Raw genomic sequence first — 15,066 nt, 5'->3', positions numbered from 1 at the left:
AAGCTCTCACATAATATGTGGGAGCTTTTCTGTATATAGAAGAGGAGCAGACATAATGAAACGAAAATATGGTGACGGTTCTTCGTGGAAGAGACTAATAGAAAAGAGTTATACGGTTAAGCAAGTGGAAGAGGGAATGCTCGGAATACTGGATATAAAAAAGGTGAGAGAGCCTAGTTGTAAAGAATATGATGGTAAAGAAATTTGTATTGCAAGTGATGGGTATACGTGGGCTCAATATTTCATTAATGGAAAGAACTTTGCGATTACAGCTATGTTAGATGATAGGCACAATTTAGTGCAATATTATATTGATGTGACGAAAGAATATGAAATAGACGATCGTGGTTTACCGTATTTTGATGATTTATATTTAGATGTAGTATTATTACCCAGCGGTAAGGTGTATATATTAGATGAAGAAGAGCTAGAGGATGCTTATAAAAGTGGCGATGTCACGAAGGAAGAGTATGAGTTAGCTTGGTACACTACGAAATGGATATTAGCAGCAATAAAAAATAGTGAATTTTATTGGATTTCAATATTGGAAGAAGAAATCGAAAAGTTAAAATGATTGTTGTATTCGAATTTTTGTATAATTACCAAAAAAATCTATACAAAAAATAATTGACTTTTGTTTTGTAAGCGAGTAAAGTTAGGGAAGAAATTATTATTAAAAAATAAATATGAAACCTTCTTATAAAGAGAGGCGGAGGGACTGGCCCTACGATGCCTCGGCAGCGGACTCGATTTCAGAGTGCTGTGCCAAATCCAGCAAGCATGTGCTTGAAAGATGAGAAGAGCGTTTCTTATAGATGTATAAGACCTCTTCTCATCGGAAGAGGTCTTTTGTTATTCATTAGAAAAAGGTTGAAACTAGGGAGAGATGGTACTTTGAAAGAAACGAGAGGAAATGGTTTAGCTTTATTACCACTTGGGATATTTTTGGCGCTATTTATTGGTTCTGGAATTATTACAGGTGATTTCTATAAATTGCCGATACTTGTAGCGATTTCAATTGCTGTAGGAGTCGCTTTAGTGATGAATCGTAAAGAAAGTTTTAATGTGAAAGTAGAGCGGTTCGCTAAAGGTGCAGGAAATCCGGATATCATGATTATGGTATTAATTTTTGTGCTTGCAGGTGCATTTTCTGAAACTGCTAAAGGAATGGGCGGAGTAGACTCAACTGTTAATTTAGCGTTAACTATTTTACCGCCAGGATTTATCGTAGCTGGAATCTTTGTTATTGGTGCATTTATTTCATTAGCGATGGGAACTTCAATGGGAACAATTGCAGCATTAGCGCCGATTGCTGTAGGTATTAGTGGTCAAACTGATATCTCAATTGCGCTTGCAATGGCTACTGTTGTTGGCGGAGCGATGTTTGGTGATAATTTATCATTTATTTCAGATACAACAATCGCAGCTGTTCGTTCACAAGGAACAGAAATGAAAGATAAGTTTAAAACGAACTTTTTAATTGTGTTACCAGCGGCTATTATTACAATTGTACTATTAGTAATAGTTACTTCAGGAAGTGACACGCAGATTAAAGCACATAGCTTTGATTGGATAAAGATTTTACCGTACGCAGGAGTACTGATTACAGCGCTACTTGGCTGGAATGTACTTATTGTATTAACTGGTGGAACTGTACTATCTGGTGTTATCGGCCTTATAGATGGAAGTTACACGTTAGAAAGTTTCTTTAAAAGTGTAACGACTGGAATGGGCGGTATGATGGAGTTAGTATTACTTGCTATATTAATTGGCGGTATGGTTGAATTAATCCAATATAATGGTGGTATTCAATATTTAATGAATGTATTAACACGTAATATTCGTTCGAAAAAAGGAGCGGAATTTGGTATTGCTGGTTTAGTGAGTATGACGAATATGTGTACAGCGAATAATACGATTTCAATTATCTTTACAGGCCCGCTTGCAAAAAATATTGCAGATCAATATGAAATAGACCCTCGTAAATCAGCGAGTGTATTAGATCTTTTCTCATGTTGTGTGCAAGGATTAATTCCGTACGGTGCCCAAATGTTAACGGCAGCAGGATTTGCAGCGTTATCTCCGGTTGAATTGTTGCCATATGCATTTTATCCAATCTTAGTTGGAGTATGTGGGATTGCTTCTATTTTAATTGGGTTTCCAAGGTTTTCGAAAGTAGCTGAGAAAAAAGAGTATCATAAAACAGCTTAATTTAATATGAATGTTAGTAATTAAAAAACGTGCAGAGGATAGACTCTGCACGTTTTTTTGCGTAAAGGGCTGAATATGACTCGGTCTTAAGTCTGAGTTAAAAACGGTTCTTAAGCTCGTTATGGAAAGATGAAAAAATAGTTAAGATAAGAGTATCAAATTGAAGGGAGGCAAGCACAAGATGAAACAATTTCTAGCGTTTATCGCAGCCGGTATTTTGGCTTTAATTGCTCTTGGTAGTCTTGCTGGTATTGTAGGATTTGCAATCGGAGCAGGAGTTGTATATTGGAGCTATAAATCATTTGTGCGAGCTAAATCATTTTTTGGAAAGTTAGCTTGGGGGATTGTTGGTTTAATCGGTTTATCCATTGCACTTTCTCATTCGCCAGCATTAATCGGTATCGCTGCTTTAGTGGTTTTATACTACGGATACCGTGAGTGGAAAAAAGAAAAAGATGTAGTTGTTGAATCTGCTCCAGAAAGTTCTAAACCATATAGCAACTTTGAAGATGAGTGGAACAAATTAATGAAAAACTAAAACAATAAATCAAATTATAAAAAAAGTAGAAGAGAGGAAGATTTATAATGAAACAATCTTTATTCGGACGTGTACGCGATGCAATTTTAGCTGATTTTCATAACGCGTTAGATGAGAAGGAAAGAAAAAATCCAATTGCGATGTTAAACCAATATTTACGTGATAGTGAGCGTGAAATAACAAAAATTGAGAAGTTAATTGAGCGTCATAAAACATTAAAATCTAACTTTGCTCGTGAGCTTGAGCAAGCACGTTATTTCGTTAATAAAAGATCAAAGCAAGCTATCATTGCTCAAGAAGCAGGCGAATTGCAATTGCACGAACGTGCGTTAGAAGAGGTAGCTTATTATGAAGGTCAAGTAACTCGATTAGAAGAAATGTATGCAGGTGTTGTAGAGCAAATTGATGAGTTAGAGCGTCGTCTTTCTGAAATGAAAAATAAATTAAAAGAAATGCACGCAAAGCGTATGGAACTAATGGCACGTGAAAATATGGCACATGCAAATCGTCGTATGAATACTGCGATGCATAAAATGGATGAAAATAATCCGTTCTTACGATTTGAAGAAATTGAAGATCACATTCGTGACTTAGAAACTCGTATGAATGAAGAGCATGAGCGTGATACATTTGATATGAAAATTGCAAAACTTGAGCGTGAAATGAAAGAAAAGAATGATGTATCGTTAACGAAAGAGTTAACAAAATAATAGTAGTATATTATAAAACAGGCTTATGATATAGTGATAGGAGAAAAGGTGTTGGAAAGCAATGCCTTTTCTTCTATGTATATGTGACAAGAAGGGGGGAGCTGAAATGAAGAAACATTTTTCAAAGACACAATTAATGGGGATGCTCCTCATCATATTTGGATTCGGTCTTTTTCTTGATATGATACTTGGACATTTTGAACCAGGTGGTCTCATTTTTGCATTTATTATGCTTATGTTTGGAAGGCATTATCGTAAAAAGAATCGTTATGTACGGGGAAATGTATTTTTATTTGTTGGTGGTATCGTATTTTTATTTTTCTTATTTTCATCAGCAGCATTTGTTCTTGTCGTATTTGCTTGTTTAGCTTTAATTGGTTATCAATTGATTCAACAAGGGCATCAGCAAAAAGCAATGAAGGTTGAAATTAAAGAAAAAGGGATTATAGACGAAGAGAAGCAAATATATCGTACAGAAACATATTTGAAAAATATGTTTGTAGGCAATGTGCGAATGATGGATCATATTTATGAACTTGAGGATATTAATGTTCAATATGGTGCTTGTGATGTGGAAATAGATTTAACAACTGCTATGATTCCAGAAGGGGAAACGGTAATTGTTATTCGGGGTGTCGTTGGTAATATTCGTTTATATGTGCCGTATGATATTGAACTTTCTTTAAATCATTCTGTTATTGTCGGACGTGTGCTCTTGCCAGGTCATGAAGAGACAGGGTTTAACCGCAATGTTACATTTAGAACAGAGCAGTATAAAGAGGCTCCTCGACGTATTAAAATTATTTCTTCGCTTGTCGTAGGCGACACGGAAGTGAGGAAAGTATAATGAAGAAACAAAAAAATATTTCGTGGATGTATATTCGTTATTCTATGTTGTCCTCTGTTAGTATCGCACTCATTTGTACAATTGTATATGTATGGAAAAGCGAGCAACAAGTGTATGATTTATTATGGAAGGAATCCATCGCTTCTGTTCCAATTGGCTTGTTTATTATGACTACAAGTTTACTTATCGGGGGAATTGTAGGATATGCAATCGGTTATTATATAGAGCAGCGTATACAAGGATTAAATACTTTTCTATTTGAAGTAGAGCGAGGGAATTTTCCGAGCGATGTTTCGTTTACTGCAGATGATGAATTTCATGAAGTGGAACGAAAAGTAATCGTTCTGGCTCGTCGATTAGAGGAGCAAGCTGGACTCTTTCAAAAAGTAACGAATGAACGAGCTCATTGGAATGAAGAGATGAGACAAGAAGCGATTTCTCAAGAAAGGCATCGTTTAGCAAGGGAGTTGCATGATTCAGTAAGTCAGCAGCTTTTCGCAATGTCGATGATGATGTCAGCGATTAATGAACAAATAACTGAATTTCCAGATGTGACAAAAAAACAATTGCAACTTGTTGAAAATATGGTTGTAAATGCTCAATCAGAAATGAGAGCATTGCTCCTTCATTTACGTCCTGTACAATTGGAAGGTAAGAAACTGACAGAAGGTATAGAGGAATTATTAACGGAATTATCGCGAAAACAACATATGAAAATTGAATGGCTTATTGAGCCAATAGAATTAAAAAAAGGTGTAGAAGATCATTTATTCCGTATTGTGCAAGAAGCGCTATCAAACACGTTGCGACACGCGAAGGCAAAGAAAACAGAAGTGCGCCTTCGAAAAATTGATCAATATGCGATTTTAAAAATCATTGATGACGGCGTTGGGTTTGAAGTAGGGGTTAATAAGGCTGGTTCATATGGCCTAAGATCGATGCAAGAGCGTGTTCATGAAATTGGTGGGACACTTAAGGTACTTAGTTTCCCGGCCAAAGGTACACAAATAGAAGTAAAAGTACCGATTATGATTGAGAGAGGGGGAGAAGTATGATAAAAGTATTGCTTGTCGATGATCATGAAATGGTTCGTATGGGTGTATCGGCATATTTATCGACACAGCCAGATATTGAAGTAGTAGGGGAAGCTGAGAATGGAAGAAAAGGATCAGAATTAGCATTGCAATTAAGGCCGGATATTATTTTAATGGACCTTGTTATGGATGAGATGGATGGTGTCGAAGCAACACGTGCTATTATTCAAGAATGGCCAGAAGCAAAAATTGTAGTTGTAACAAGCTTTTTAGATGACGAAAAATTGTATCCTGTTATTGAGGCTGGGGCGACCAGTTACTTATTAAAAACATCAAGAGCAAGTGATATTGCTGATGCTGTACGAGCTACTTATGATGGAGAAACAGTATTAGAGCCGAAAGTTACCGGGAAAATGATGTCCCGTATGCGTCAAAAGAAAGAGCAACCTTTGCATGATGATTTAACGGAAAGAGAGTTTGAGATTTTGTTATTAATTGCAGAGGGAAAAAGTAATCAAGAGATTGCGGACGAGTTATTTATTGCACTGAAAACGGTAAAGACACATGTGAGTAATATATTAAATAAATTGAATGTAAGTGACCGTACTCAGGCGGTTATTTATGCATTTAGGCATCAATTAACGAAGTGATAAAGTGAAACTTTAATCAGTGGGGAGGTTGTTCCTCTCCCACTGATTATCAGCCCTCACCAATCGGACTTTTACGGGCAATTAATGCGGGATAAAGTAAAACTTTAATTGGCGGGGAATTCCTCGCTGATTATTGGCTCGATACAATATAGATTTGGCGTTAAAACAATTGAATGTTTTTATTGACGACAAATAATGTAAGCGTTATCATTGAGGTGTTAACAGTACATATAAAGGGGAGAATGTATATGTTAGTTCAAACTATATTCGGAATGGATAAGTCTAAAAAATTAGGGGATTATGTGAACGCATTACAAGCGCTTTGTGAACAATATAATGTTGAAACAGATAAAATTGCGATTATTGAGGCAACAGAGGAATACTATTTATTTTTAGTAAAGCAAGAAGAGCGCTATGATGTTGTCAAGGTAGAAACAGTTGATACGAATATTGAATATTATACGAAGGCTTATAAAATAAGCAGTTTTAATCATGCTGCGTATCAAATGTAAAAAAACTCCCTTTTGGGAGTTTTTTTAGGAGGCTTTTACTTCGTGAGATTCGGTTACTAATGGAACTTTTTTCGTACCGCTTAACTTAGCCATTGCAAGACCAATAAGACCTCCTACTAATGCTGGTATTAGCCAGCCGATTCCTTCATTATATAAAGGGATAAATTCAAAATATGGTGTGATAAATGAAACTGAAATACCACCTTGTTTTAATCCATCAAATACGCTCACTACAGCTGCTCCAATTAAAGCACCTACATAAACAGAGCGATATCCACCGAAGTATTTATGAAGTAATGATAGTAGTACGAGTACAATCGCAATTGGATACACAACAAGTAGAATTGGAACAGAGATTGCGATAATTTTCGTTAAACCTAAGTTGGCAACTAGTAATCCTAATGCGCAAATGATACTCGCGAACGTTTTGTATGAAAATGTAGTCAATAATGTTGAAAAATATTGGCTGCACGCAGATACGAGTCCAACGCATGTCGTTAAACAAGCGAGTGTAACGATAAGAGATAATAGGAGCAAACCGTATGGACCGAATAATTGTTGTACGATAACAGTAAGTAGCTGTCCGCCATTTTTTGCATATCCGAGCGAGACGCTAGTTGCCCCAAGCCAGCCGAGTGCACCGTATACAAGTACGAGCCCTGTAGCGGCAATAAGCCCTGCTTTTGCTGTGGCGATGGCAATGGACTTACGATCATTCACACCTTTAGAGCGAATTGCATTTACAACGATAATTCCGAATGCAAGTGCTGAAATAGTGTCCATTGTTAAGTAGCCTTCCATAAAGCCTTTGAAGATTGGAGAAGTTTGATACTCTTGCATTGCTGGTCCTGATTGCCCAAGTGGTGTAAATACACTTTTAACAAACAATAAGAAAATAGAGAGTAATAAAATAGGTGTTAATACATTTCCAATACGATCAACAAGTTTAGATGGATTCAAACTCAGCCAAAATACGATAGTAAAGAAGATGATTGTATATACAAATAGCACTAGGCTGCTAGAGCGGATTGTTTCTGGTAAGAAAGAACTAACACCCATTTCATAAGCGACATTTGCAACACGTGGGATGCCCATAGATGGACCGATAGCAATGTATACAATTACTGTAAAGAAAATTCCGAATAATGGATGAACATGACTTGCAAGTTGCTGCATTCCATTTCCAGATAGAGAAATTGCGATAACAGTTAGTAGTGGTAAGCCAACTCCTGTTAGTAAAAATCCAATCATTGCTGGCCAAAAGTTTTCACCTGCATTTTGGCCAAGCATGGGAGGGAAAATTAAATTACCTGCCCCAAAAAATAAAGAAAATAGCATAAGACCCGTGAAAAAAATATGTTTTTTTGATACAGTGTTCATTGTTTTTCCTCCTTTTTTAAATTCATTTGTAAGAACACAAAAAACTCGTCCCTAAAGAAAGGGACGAGTTATATTTACCCGCGATACCACCCTAATTTACACATGTAGAAATAAATCTATATGTATACGGCTTTGCAACGTACAACATGATACGTGTTCCTTGTAACGGGGGACGGCCGGTAAGAACTTACTGTAACATTCGGTTCTACTTCTCGGAGATGATTTTCGGTTACGCGCTGAACGTTGGCTTTCAGCAAATCGCCAACTCTCTGGGGAACAGTTCTATAACGTACTCGTTCTCGTCAATGAATTTTTATTCAAGTATTCTGACAGTATTGTTGCATGTTTTTTTTAGAAAGTCAATATGTTTTTTGAAAGATATATTTATATACGGAAATATCGAAAGTGATATTCGTTGTTGTAAAGGAAATGATGAATTGTAAAATGGGAGTGAAAATTTGCGGAGAATTGTAAAATTTATAGAGAAAGTTGATATTTATAAGAGTAAAGAAGGGATTGTTTGAATTTACAGAGAATAATACAACAATCCACTTGCTGGAAAGAACAAACCAAAAGAGGTGACTGAAATGCTTGCGATGGGAGTATTATTTGGCATTATTGCTATAATTGGTTTTATGTGGTTATATTATTCGCGTTCGTTTAAACAAGCAGAAGTTTTACTCTTTCAAAAAGGTAGTTTATTGACAAATCAGTCTAGATATTTAGTATGTCCGAAGTGTGGAAGTGCACAGGCCAGAAGTGGAGGATATCAAGAGTGTTGCAAAATTAGATTATGAAAGAAAGGAAGCCTCACATTATTTTGTGAGGCTTCCTTCCTTACAACTTCATGGCGCTCCAAATTGTCCATCGATCTCTTTCAATAATAGGAGAGACGTTTTGTAATGCGGTCTGTATATGTTGTAGAAGTTGAGAAAGTTCATCATCTGTTAACTCATATAGAATAGATCGACCTGTTCGAGGAGATAAATCTTGCAATAATGCTTCTACAGAATCATGTATTTTTCGTATTTCCCATTGTGTTTGTGTGGGAAGTACATGAAGAGAATGTTTTTGTAATTCTGTCTGTATAGTGTTGGTTTTTGGACGTCTTTTTGACTCTATTTCAATAAGTTTTGGAAATAGAGAGAAAAAATATCCGCGAATGTGTTCGGGACTTCCTGGAATTGTACAATCTTCAATTGTTCGATCTTGTAAAATAAGTACACCGTTTTTATTTAATATACGAGAAGCTTCACGTAAAAATGTAGGAATGTCTTGTAAATGATGAATAACTGCACGCGAAATAACTATGTCGAATGTTTCATTAGGGTATGGGATATTATGTGCATCACCGTGGATGAATGAAATGTTTGAAAAGTTGTTACAATTTTCTTTTGCAGCTTGTAATATTTCTTTTGAAAAATCAAGTCCCACAACATTATTGGCTCCCATAAGAGCGAGTTCTTTCGTATAAATCCCACCACCACAGCCGATATCAATTATTTGCTTGTTTTGTATTTCTGTAATGTTTTTTACCATTTCAGCCCAAGAAATATGAGCGTTTCTTGTTGCATATGTGTACTTATTATTTTCATCATGAAAATTAATGGACATGATAAAGACCTCCTTTCAATGATTAGTATAGCGTATTTAATAGGATGTCACGTTTTTGTTTTATGTATGAAGATTATAAGGATTTCTTATCGTAAGAGGAGGATTAATTTGAAAGGGAAATATGTATTGGTGTTGTTGTTTGTTATGTTACTAGCAGCTTGTGGTCAAGTTGAACCGAAAAAAGAAACAAAAAAAGTAGAAGAGACGGTGAATGAAGTGAAAGAAACAATAGGGGTAACCGTTATACAAAAAAAACATAAAGAGAAAAAGTTGCAGGAATCAGAAGCGAAGTTAGTAATAGACATTTTGAATAAAGCTGAGAAACAAGAAATAACAGGAAGCTTCGGTGAACCTGAATATGAAATACAAATTAGTAGAGATGGGAAAAAAGAAACTTATTATGCATGGTTAAGGGGAGAAGATAGACGAGGATGGGTGCAATATAAGAAAGCTATGTATATGTTGAATGAAAAAGATACGGAAAAGCTTTTGGATATATTTCCAAATGTCTCAGAACAAAAAGAAGATGAGATGCAGGTAAGCCCTTTAACGGAAGTAACAAAAAAAGATTTGCAGATTACCGCGTTTCATATTAAAACAGGCGATCAAAACGTGAATTATACGGTACGGTATACGATTTCACAATCACTATACAATAAGTTAGTGAAGGAGCAAGAATATTATTTGCAACTCAATTTTCCAGAAAAAGTTCAAAAATTAATTAGAGCAAAAGAGAGTGAAATGATTTTAGGTGAAAAAGTAAAGGAAGGGTATAAGCAATATGAATTACATGCTACTGTTCCGATAAAAAGCGCTTCAGAATCACAATTAAAATCATTAGAAACATATTACGAAAGTTATGATTTGAAAATATTAAACAGTGAAAAAGAAAAAATAGGTGTGTTTCAAAATATAATTCAGATTGTTAAAGATTATGGTGAAAAAATGAATTTTCAAAGATAAAGTGAGACTTTAATTAGCCCTTACGGATTGGAATGAATATAAACTCGTCAAATCTATATGACCTTTCCTAGGAAATGATAATAGAGAGGGGAAAGCACCCCTCTCTATTACTTTGCTTTTGTAGATGGCTCATTCATTGATTTTCGTGTAATAAGAAAAGAAATCATAAGAGCGGAAAGGATGACAAGGGCAATAAATACGTGATTGGGCAACAAATCTAATAATAATACGTAACTAACGGTATAAAAAATAAGAGTTGAAGCTAAAAACGATAGAGCACCTATTATAAGAGATTGTAAATTCATTTGTGTACACCTCCTTTTATTTATATTTTTGGCTGAAAATGGATTATATAAACATTATTTCTAACAATAGAAAAAAATATGTCATAATAGAGAAAAGAACAAGCTTTGATGAATGATATGATTCATTAATGAGAGATAAAGGAGAGGAATATGAAAAATAATAAAAAAGGATTATGGGGAATTATTGTTGCGATAGGTCTATTTTTACTGTCTAAGTTAAAGTGGGTATTTGCAATTTTTAAATTAGCAAAGTTTTCAACGGTATTTAGTATGTTTCTATCGCTTGGCGCATACGCAGTTCTATATGGTTGGAAATTTGGAGTGGCGCTCATTTATTTGTTGTTTGTTCATGAAATGGGCCATTTATGGGCTGCGAAAAGAAAGGGGATCCCAACATCGCCAGCAATCTTTATTCCATTTATGGGGGCTCTTATTGGAATGAAAGAGATGCCGAAAAATGCGAAAGAGGAAGCTTACATTGCCTATATGGGTCCGCTTTTCGGACTTCTGTCATTTTTACCGGCGATACCGCTTTATATAATGACGAAAGAGCCATTTTGGGCGCTTGTTATTTTGCTTGGAAGTATGATTAATTTCTTTAATTTAATTCCCGTTTCACCGCTAGATGGTGGGCGAATTATTTCAGTTGTCAGTACTAAAATTTGGGGAGCAGGCCTTATTTTATTACTTGGCTATTCAATTTACTTTAAAAGTATTTTGGGAGGGTTTATTGTTATTATCGGTTGTATGGAGTTATATAGAGTAATAAAGAGAGATGAGCCGATTAAGGAATTAGGGCATAAAATTGATGGGATGAAAGAATATGTTACTAGGCTTGAAGAGGAATTAAAAGAAACGGGTGCTGTACATCGGACTATATACGTGATGCATCATGAGATGAATGCATTAAGACAAAGAGAACGGGAAAAAGAGTTACAAATAGGTGAACTTCAAAAAATGGAAGTGTTAGAGTATCTTTTACCGAAGTTCGAACCGTTAGATTATGTTCCATATGAAGATGAAAAAGATGAGTATACAATTTACATAAGGGAAGCATTTGAAGCGTCAGAAAGAAAATTAAATGAATGGAAAACAGAAAAGGAACAACAAGAAAACTATTATAAAGTGGATGCGAAAACGAAATGGACAGTATTTGCTTGTTATATCGGATTAATGGTTATACTCGGTTACACAGCTTATGAAGGATATATTGTTTTACAAGAACATTTGCCAACGAGAAATGTATAGAAAAATATTGTCGAAATGATAGGAAGAATTAATACAGGAATTATATTTCTACGAGAGAATGTTACAAGTATAGTCATACGTTGTAATATTTTTAGTAGAGAAGGAGTTCTGTGTATGAAGAAATTGTTAAATGTATTAGGTATTATTATCGTGATGATCATTGCGAGTTATAGTCTTATGAAAGTGCTGTTACATTATGCAAATAAGCCTGCTGAGGTAAATACAATAGCTCAAATAGAAGATGTGCAAGAAGAGACAAAAGTGCTAGATTTTATTCGAATGACACATGAAAGCTATAATAATTTCTTAAATTATGGTAAAGCAGAGAATTATACAGATGGGGATTGGAATCAATTTAAGCAATGGTTTCAACAACAAGAACAATCTTTAAAAAATATACATACGGAAATAAAGAATGAAAAAATAAAACGCGATGTAAATAGAAGCTATGAAATTGTAAAAAAAGGTGTGGAACTTCAAAATATTGAGTATGTAGTGTATGCTCACCGTGTATATCATGACTTGGATATTATCGTAAATAAATATAGAGGTGAAACGAATATCTGGGGGTATACGGAGTTTGGCGATGGGAAAGATATAAAAGTAATCGAACAAGCTATACAAACAAAATAATAAGCTAGCTAGAATTCTAGTTAGCTTATTTTCTTTTGTAAATGCAATGTTCATATATTATTCACAAAAACACCGTGTTAATAGTGATTAAAATCACAATCTGCATTATAAGATTCAGTTAAACTAAAAACAGTTAAGGAAATAGAGGAGTGGGATACAATGTTAAGTGCAAAAACAATTGAAATCGTAAAGTCAACAGTACCATTATTACAAGAAAAAGGCGTTGAAATTACAACGAGATTTTATGAAATTTTATTTTCGGAACATCCGGAGTTATTGAATATTTTCAACCATACAAATCAGAAAAAGGGAAGACAACAACAAGCGTTAGCGAATGCTGTTTATGCAGCTGCAACGTACATTGATAATTTAGAAGCTATTATTCCAGTTGTAAAACAAATTGGTCATAAGCATAGAAGTTTAGGTATTAAAGCAGAGCATTATCCGATTGTAGGTACATGTTTACTACGTGCCATTAAAGAGGTCGCAGGTGCACCTGATGAAGTTTTAAATGCATGGGGAGAAGCATATGGTGTCATTGCTGATGCATTCATTAGCATTGAAGCAGAGATGTATGAAGAAGCTGCACATAAAGAAGGTGGATGGAAAGACTTCCGCAACTTTGTGATTGTAAAAAAAGTGAAGGAAAGCGATGTTATTACGTCATTTTATTTGAAACCTGAAGATGGAGGGAAAGTTTCTTCATTCATCCCAGGTCAATATGTAACGATTCAAATCAATATTGAAGGTGAGACATATACACATAATCGTCAATACAGTTTATCCGATGCTCCTGGGAAAGAATATTATCGTATTAGTGTAAAAAAAGAAAAAGGTGTAGATACACCAGACGGTAAAGTGTCTAATTACTTACATGAACATGTAAAAGAAGGAGATGTTTTACCAGTAAGTGCACCAGCGGGAGATTTCGTGTTAAATATGGATTCAACATTACCAGTTGTACTAATTAGTGGTGGAGTAGGGATTACACCGATGATGAGTATGTTAAATACGTTAATTGAACAAGATTCAAAACGTAATGTATATTTTGTTCATGCAGCAATAAATAGTAATACACATGCAATGAAAGAACACGTTAAGGCAGTAGAAAATGAATATGAACAAGTTAAAGCATATACTTGTTATTCTGCACCGACTGAAAAAGATTTAGAAATGAAGAACTTTGATAAAGAAGGTTTCATTGAAAGTGAATGGTTAAAAACTATTATTCCGACAACTGAAGCAGAGTTCTATTTCTGTGGTCCAGTAGCATTTATGAAGCATATAAATGCTGCACTAACTGATTTAAGTGTGAAACAAGAGCATATTCATTATGAATTTTTCGGCCCAGCAACAAGCTTACAATAAGCAAAAAAACGAGGTATTTATTTTACCTCGTTTTTTATTTGTTCTCGTAATAAACGGTTTACTGTTTCACGGCGTATACCTATCAGTTGGCCAATTTCGGTTTGTGTTAATATTTCATATATAGGAATGTCACCTAAATATAGAGTGAACCATTCTTGTAAACGATGAAGACGTTCTTTCGGAGAGACGGTTGTCAATTGATCAATTCGTTGTTGCATCATTCTTAATTTAGATTGCAATTGCATAGCAATGTTAGCATACGATTCGGGATTTGCTTGAAGCCTCTCATACCATTCACTACTAGTGATCGGTTCCACTTCTGTTTTTATTAAAGCGATAGCTGTACCGTGATATTCTTTCGGTGAAATTAAAGAATGATGAGGTATCGTTTCACCTGGAACGATAATATTGAATAAAAATGGTGTTCCGTTTTCTTCTAGCCGAACTACTTTTAATAAGCCTGTTTTTATAAAGTATAAAGGACCGTCCTCGCCTTGACGGAATAGTACATCTCCTTTGTGTAGAATCAATGTTAGCCTCCCATTAATATGTTTCTATTTCTTCTATTTTAGCGTATATGTATATAGACAATATGCTATTTCAACAGCAATTTCATTGACGAAATGTATGCTATTACAGTAGTATACTATTTAGTGTGTAATAGTACTAGCAATGAATACGCTGTAGGGGGTTTAGTATATTGTTAGATGCGATGAGAATGACGGATATGAGAATTCCGGCGAATGCTATCATTCATGTAGAAGAGATGAAAGGTGGAGTCGTTTTATCCGTTGAAGTAGACGGCCAAATTATTTATACGATGGCTTATGATGAAGAAACAGATAGCTATGCTGAATTATATGATCGAAACGATAAGAGGGCGTGCCAAGTACATGAAGACTTCATGGGGTGGTCACTTCTTCATTAAAAAAGATGTCAATATGGTATTATCCCCTATAGGTAGACAGTAAAAAAGAGTCCATCTGATATGATGGACTCAATACTGTTTTATCTGGAGGGGATTTTTTTATGGCAAGAAAAGGACAATCATTT

The 15,066-nt window shown here is 35.0% G+C and carries 18 protein-coding genes, 1 riboswitch and 1 other annotated feature; of the genes, 14 read left to right on the top strand and 4 right to left on the bottom strand.

What is annotated here, in order from left to right:
• Positions 1-55: 55 nt before the first annotated feature.
• The 8 genes from MR168_RS11150 (at position 56) to MR168_RS11115 (ending at position 6,502) form a co-directional block, all read left to right on the top strand.
• Complete coding sequence (locus tag MR168_RS11150; RefSeq protein WP_086411838.1) at positions 56-574, top strand: ribonuclease FAU-1 family protein; 519 nt, start codon at positions 56-58, stop codon at positions 572-574.
• A gap of 120 nt (positions 575-694) precedes the next feature.
• Positions 695-800, top strand: a riboswitch (SAM riboswitch).
• Between the two features lie 94 nt (positions 801-894).
• The gene (locus tag MR168_RS11145) at positions 895-2,211 is read left to right on the top strand and encodes a Na+/H+ antiporter NhaC family protein (RefSeq protein WP_000665494.1); all 1,317 of its coding nucleotides are present in this window, start codon (positions 895-897) and stop codon (positions 2,209-2,211) included.
• Between the two features lie 181 nt (positions 2,212-2,392).
• Entirely contained in the window at positions 2,393-2,749 is a 357-nt protein-coding gene (locus MR168_RS11140) for a lmo0954 family membrane protein (protein WP_000808640.1), read from the top strand.
• A 47-nt stretch (positions 2,750-2,796) separates the two neighbouring features.
• Positions 2,797-3,459, top strand: a complete 663-nt coding sequence (locus MR168_RS11135; protein ID WP_086411837.1) for a PspA/IM30 family protein — start codon at positions 2,797-2,799, stop codon at positions 3,457-3,459.
• Positions 3,460-3,565: 106 nt separating this feature from the next.
• Positions 3,566-4,306 (top strand): cell wall-active antibiotics response protein LiaF, encoded by a 741-nt coding sequence (gene liaF, locus MR168_RS11130; RefSeq protein ID WP_000716095.1) that lies wholly within the window; start codon positions 3,566-3,568, stop codon positions 4,304-4,306.
• Positions 4,306-5,361 (top strand): sensor histidine kinase, encoded by a 1,056-nt coding sequence (locus MR168_RS11125; protein WP_000744326.1) that lies wholly within the window; start codon positions 4,306-4,308, stop codon positions 5,359-5,361. The genes liaF and MR168_RS11125 overlap by 1 nt, the downstream gene beginning before the upstream one ends.
• On the top strand, positions 5,358-5,990 hold the full coding sequence (locus tag MR168_RS11120; protein ID WP_000598707.1) for a response regulator: 633 nt from the start codon (positions 5,358-5,360) through the stop codon (positions 5,988-5,990). The genes MR168_RS11125 and MR168_RS11120 overlap by 4 nt, the downstream gene beginning before the upstream one ends.
• Positions 5,991-6,163: 173 nt before the next feature.
• A complete protein-coding gene (locus MR168_RS11115; RefSeq protein WP_002025529.1) occupies positions 6,164-6,502 on the top strand; it encodes a DUF3922 domain-containing protein in 339 nt (112 codons plus the stop codon).
• A gap of 24 nt (positions 6,503-6,526) precedes the next feature.
• Here the strand turns inward: MR168_RS11115 and brnQ3 are convergent, their stop codons facing one another.
• Positions 6,527-7,882, bottom strand: a complete 1,356-nt coding sequence (brnQ3, locus tag MR168_RS11110) for a branched-chain amino acid transport system II carrier protein BrnQ3 (RefSeq protein WP_016122166.1) — start codon at positions 7,880-7,882, stop codon at positions 6,527-6,529.
• A gap of 56 nt (positions 7,883-7,938) precedes the next feature.
• Positions 7,939-8,197: a binding site (T-box leader), on the bottom strand.
• Positions 8,198-8,469: 272 nt separating this feature from the next.
• On the opposite strand from brnQ3, the gene MR168_RS11105 reads away from it, so the two are divergent.
• Positions 8,470-8,679, top strand: coding sequence for a hypothetical protein (locus MR168_RS11105; RefSeq protein WP_000880630.1), 210 nt, complete (start codon positions 8,470-8,472; stop codon positions 8,677-8,679).
• Positions 8,680-8,719: 40 nt separating this feature from the next.
• Here MR168_RS11105 and MR168_RS11100 read toward each other — a convergent pair whose 3' ends face one another.
• Positions 8,720-9,496: a class I SAM-dependent methyltransferase gene (locus tag MR168_RS11100; protein WP_000026285.1), complete on the bottom strand. Its 777-nt coding sequence runs from the start codon at positions 9,494-9,496 to the stop codon at positions 8,720-8,722.
• A gap of 108 nt (positions 9,497-9,604) precedes the next feature.
• Between MR168_RS11100 and MR168_RS11095 the strand changes: the two genes are divergently transcribed.
• Positions 9,605-10,459 carry a YhfM domain-containing protein gene (locus tag MR168_RS11095; protein WP_153579024.1) on the top strand — a complete coding sequence of 285 codons (855 nt, stop codon included), beginning with the start codon at positions 9,605-9,607 and terminating at the stop codon, positions 10,457-10,459.
• A 107-nt stretch (positions 10,460-10,566) separates the two neighbouring features.
• Here the strand turns inward: MR168_RS11095 and MR168_RS11090 are convergent, their stop codons facing one another.
• Entirely contained in the window at positions 10,567-10,764 is a 198-nt protein-coding gene (locus tag MR168_RS11090) for a hypothetical protein (protein WP_001053357.1), read from the bottom strand.
• Positions 10,765-10,914: 150 nt separating this feature from the next.
• Between MR168_RS11090 and MR168_RS11085 the strand changes: the two genes are divergently transcribed.
• From MR168_RS11085 to hmpA, 3 genes are all read left to right on the top strand, one after another.
• Positions 10,915-12,012: a site-2 protease family protein gene (locus MR168_RS11085; RefSeq protein ID WP_000794498.1), complete on the top strand. Its 1,098-nt coding sequence runs from the start codon at positions 10,915-10,917 to the stop codon at positions 12,010-12,012.
• A gap of 114 nt (positions 12,013-12,126) precedes the next feature.
• Positions 12,127-12,645, top strand: a complete 519-nt coding sequence (locus MR168_RS11080; protein ID WP_000735227.1) for a hypothetical protein — start codon at positions 12,127-12,129, stop codon at positions 12,643-12,645.
• A 159-nt stretch (positions 12,646-12,804) separates the two neighbouring features.
• Positions 12,805-14,013 (top strand): NO-inducible flavohemoprotein, encoded by a 1,209-nt coding sequence (gene hmpA, locus MR168_RS11075; protein ID WP_006915513.1) that lies wholly within the window; start codon positions 12,805-12,807, stop codon positions 14,011-14,013.
• A gap of 17 nt (positions 14,014-14,030) precedes the next feature.
• Here the strand turns inward: hmpA and MR168_RS11070 are convergent, their stop codons facing one another.
• Positions 14,031-14,543, bottom strand: a complete 513-nt coding sequence (locus tag MR168_RS11070; protein ID WP_000600589.1) for a Crp/Fnr family transcriptional regulator — start codon at positions 14,541-14,543, stop codon at positions 14,031-14,033.
• 170 nt (positions 14,544-14,713) lie between these two features.
• Here MR168_RS11070 and MR168_RS11065 point away from each other — a divergent pair, with 170 nt between their 5' ends.
• The gene (locus MR168_RS11065) at positions 14,714-14,941 is read left to right on the top strand and encodes a hypothetical protein (protein WP_000883009.1); all 228 of its coding nucleotides are present in this window, start codon (positions 14,714-14,716) and stop codon (positions 14,939-14,941) included.
• Positions 14,942-15,066: the final 125 nt, after the last annotated feature.

Source organism: Bacillus cereus group sp. BfR-BA-01356, from assembly GCF_022663635.1.
Lineage (GTDB): Bacteria > Bacillota > Bacilli > Bacillales > Bacillaceae_G > Bacillus_A > Bacillus_A cereus.
This window is presented reverse-complemented; position numbering and strand designations above follow the sequence as displayed.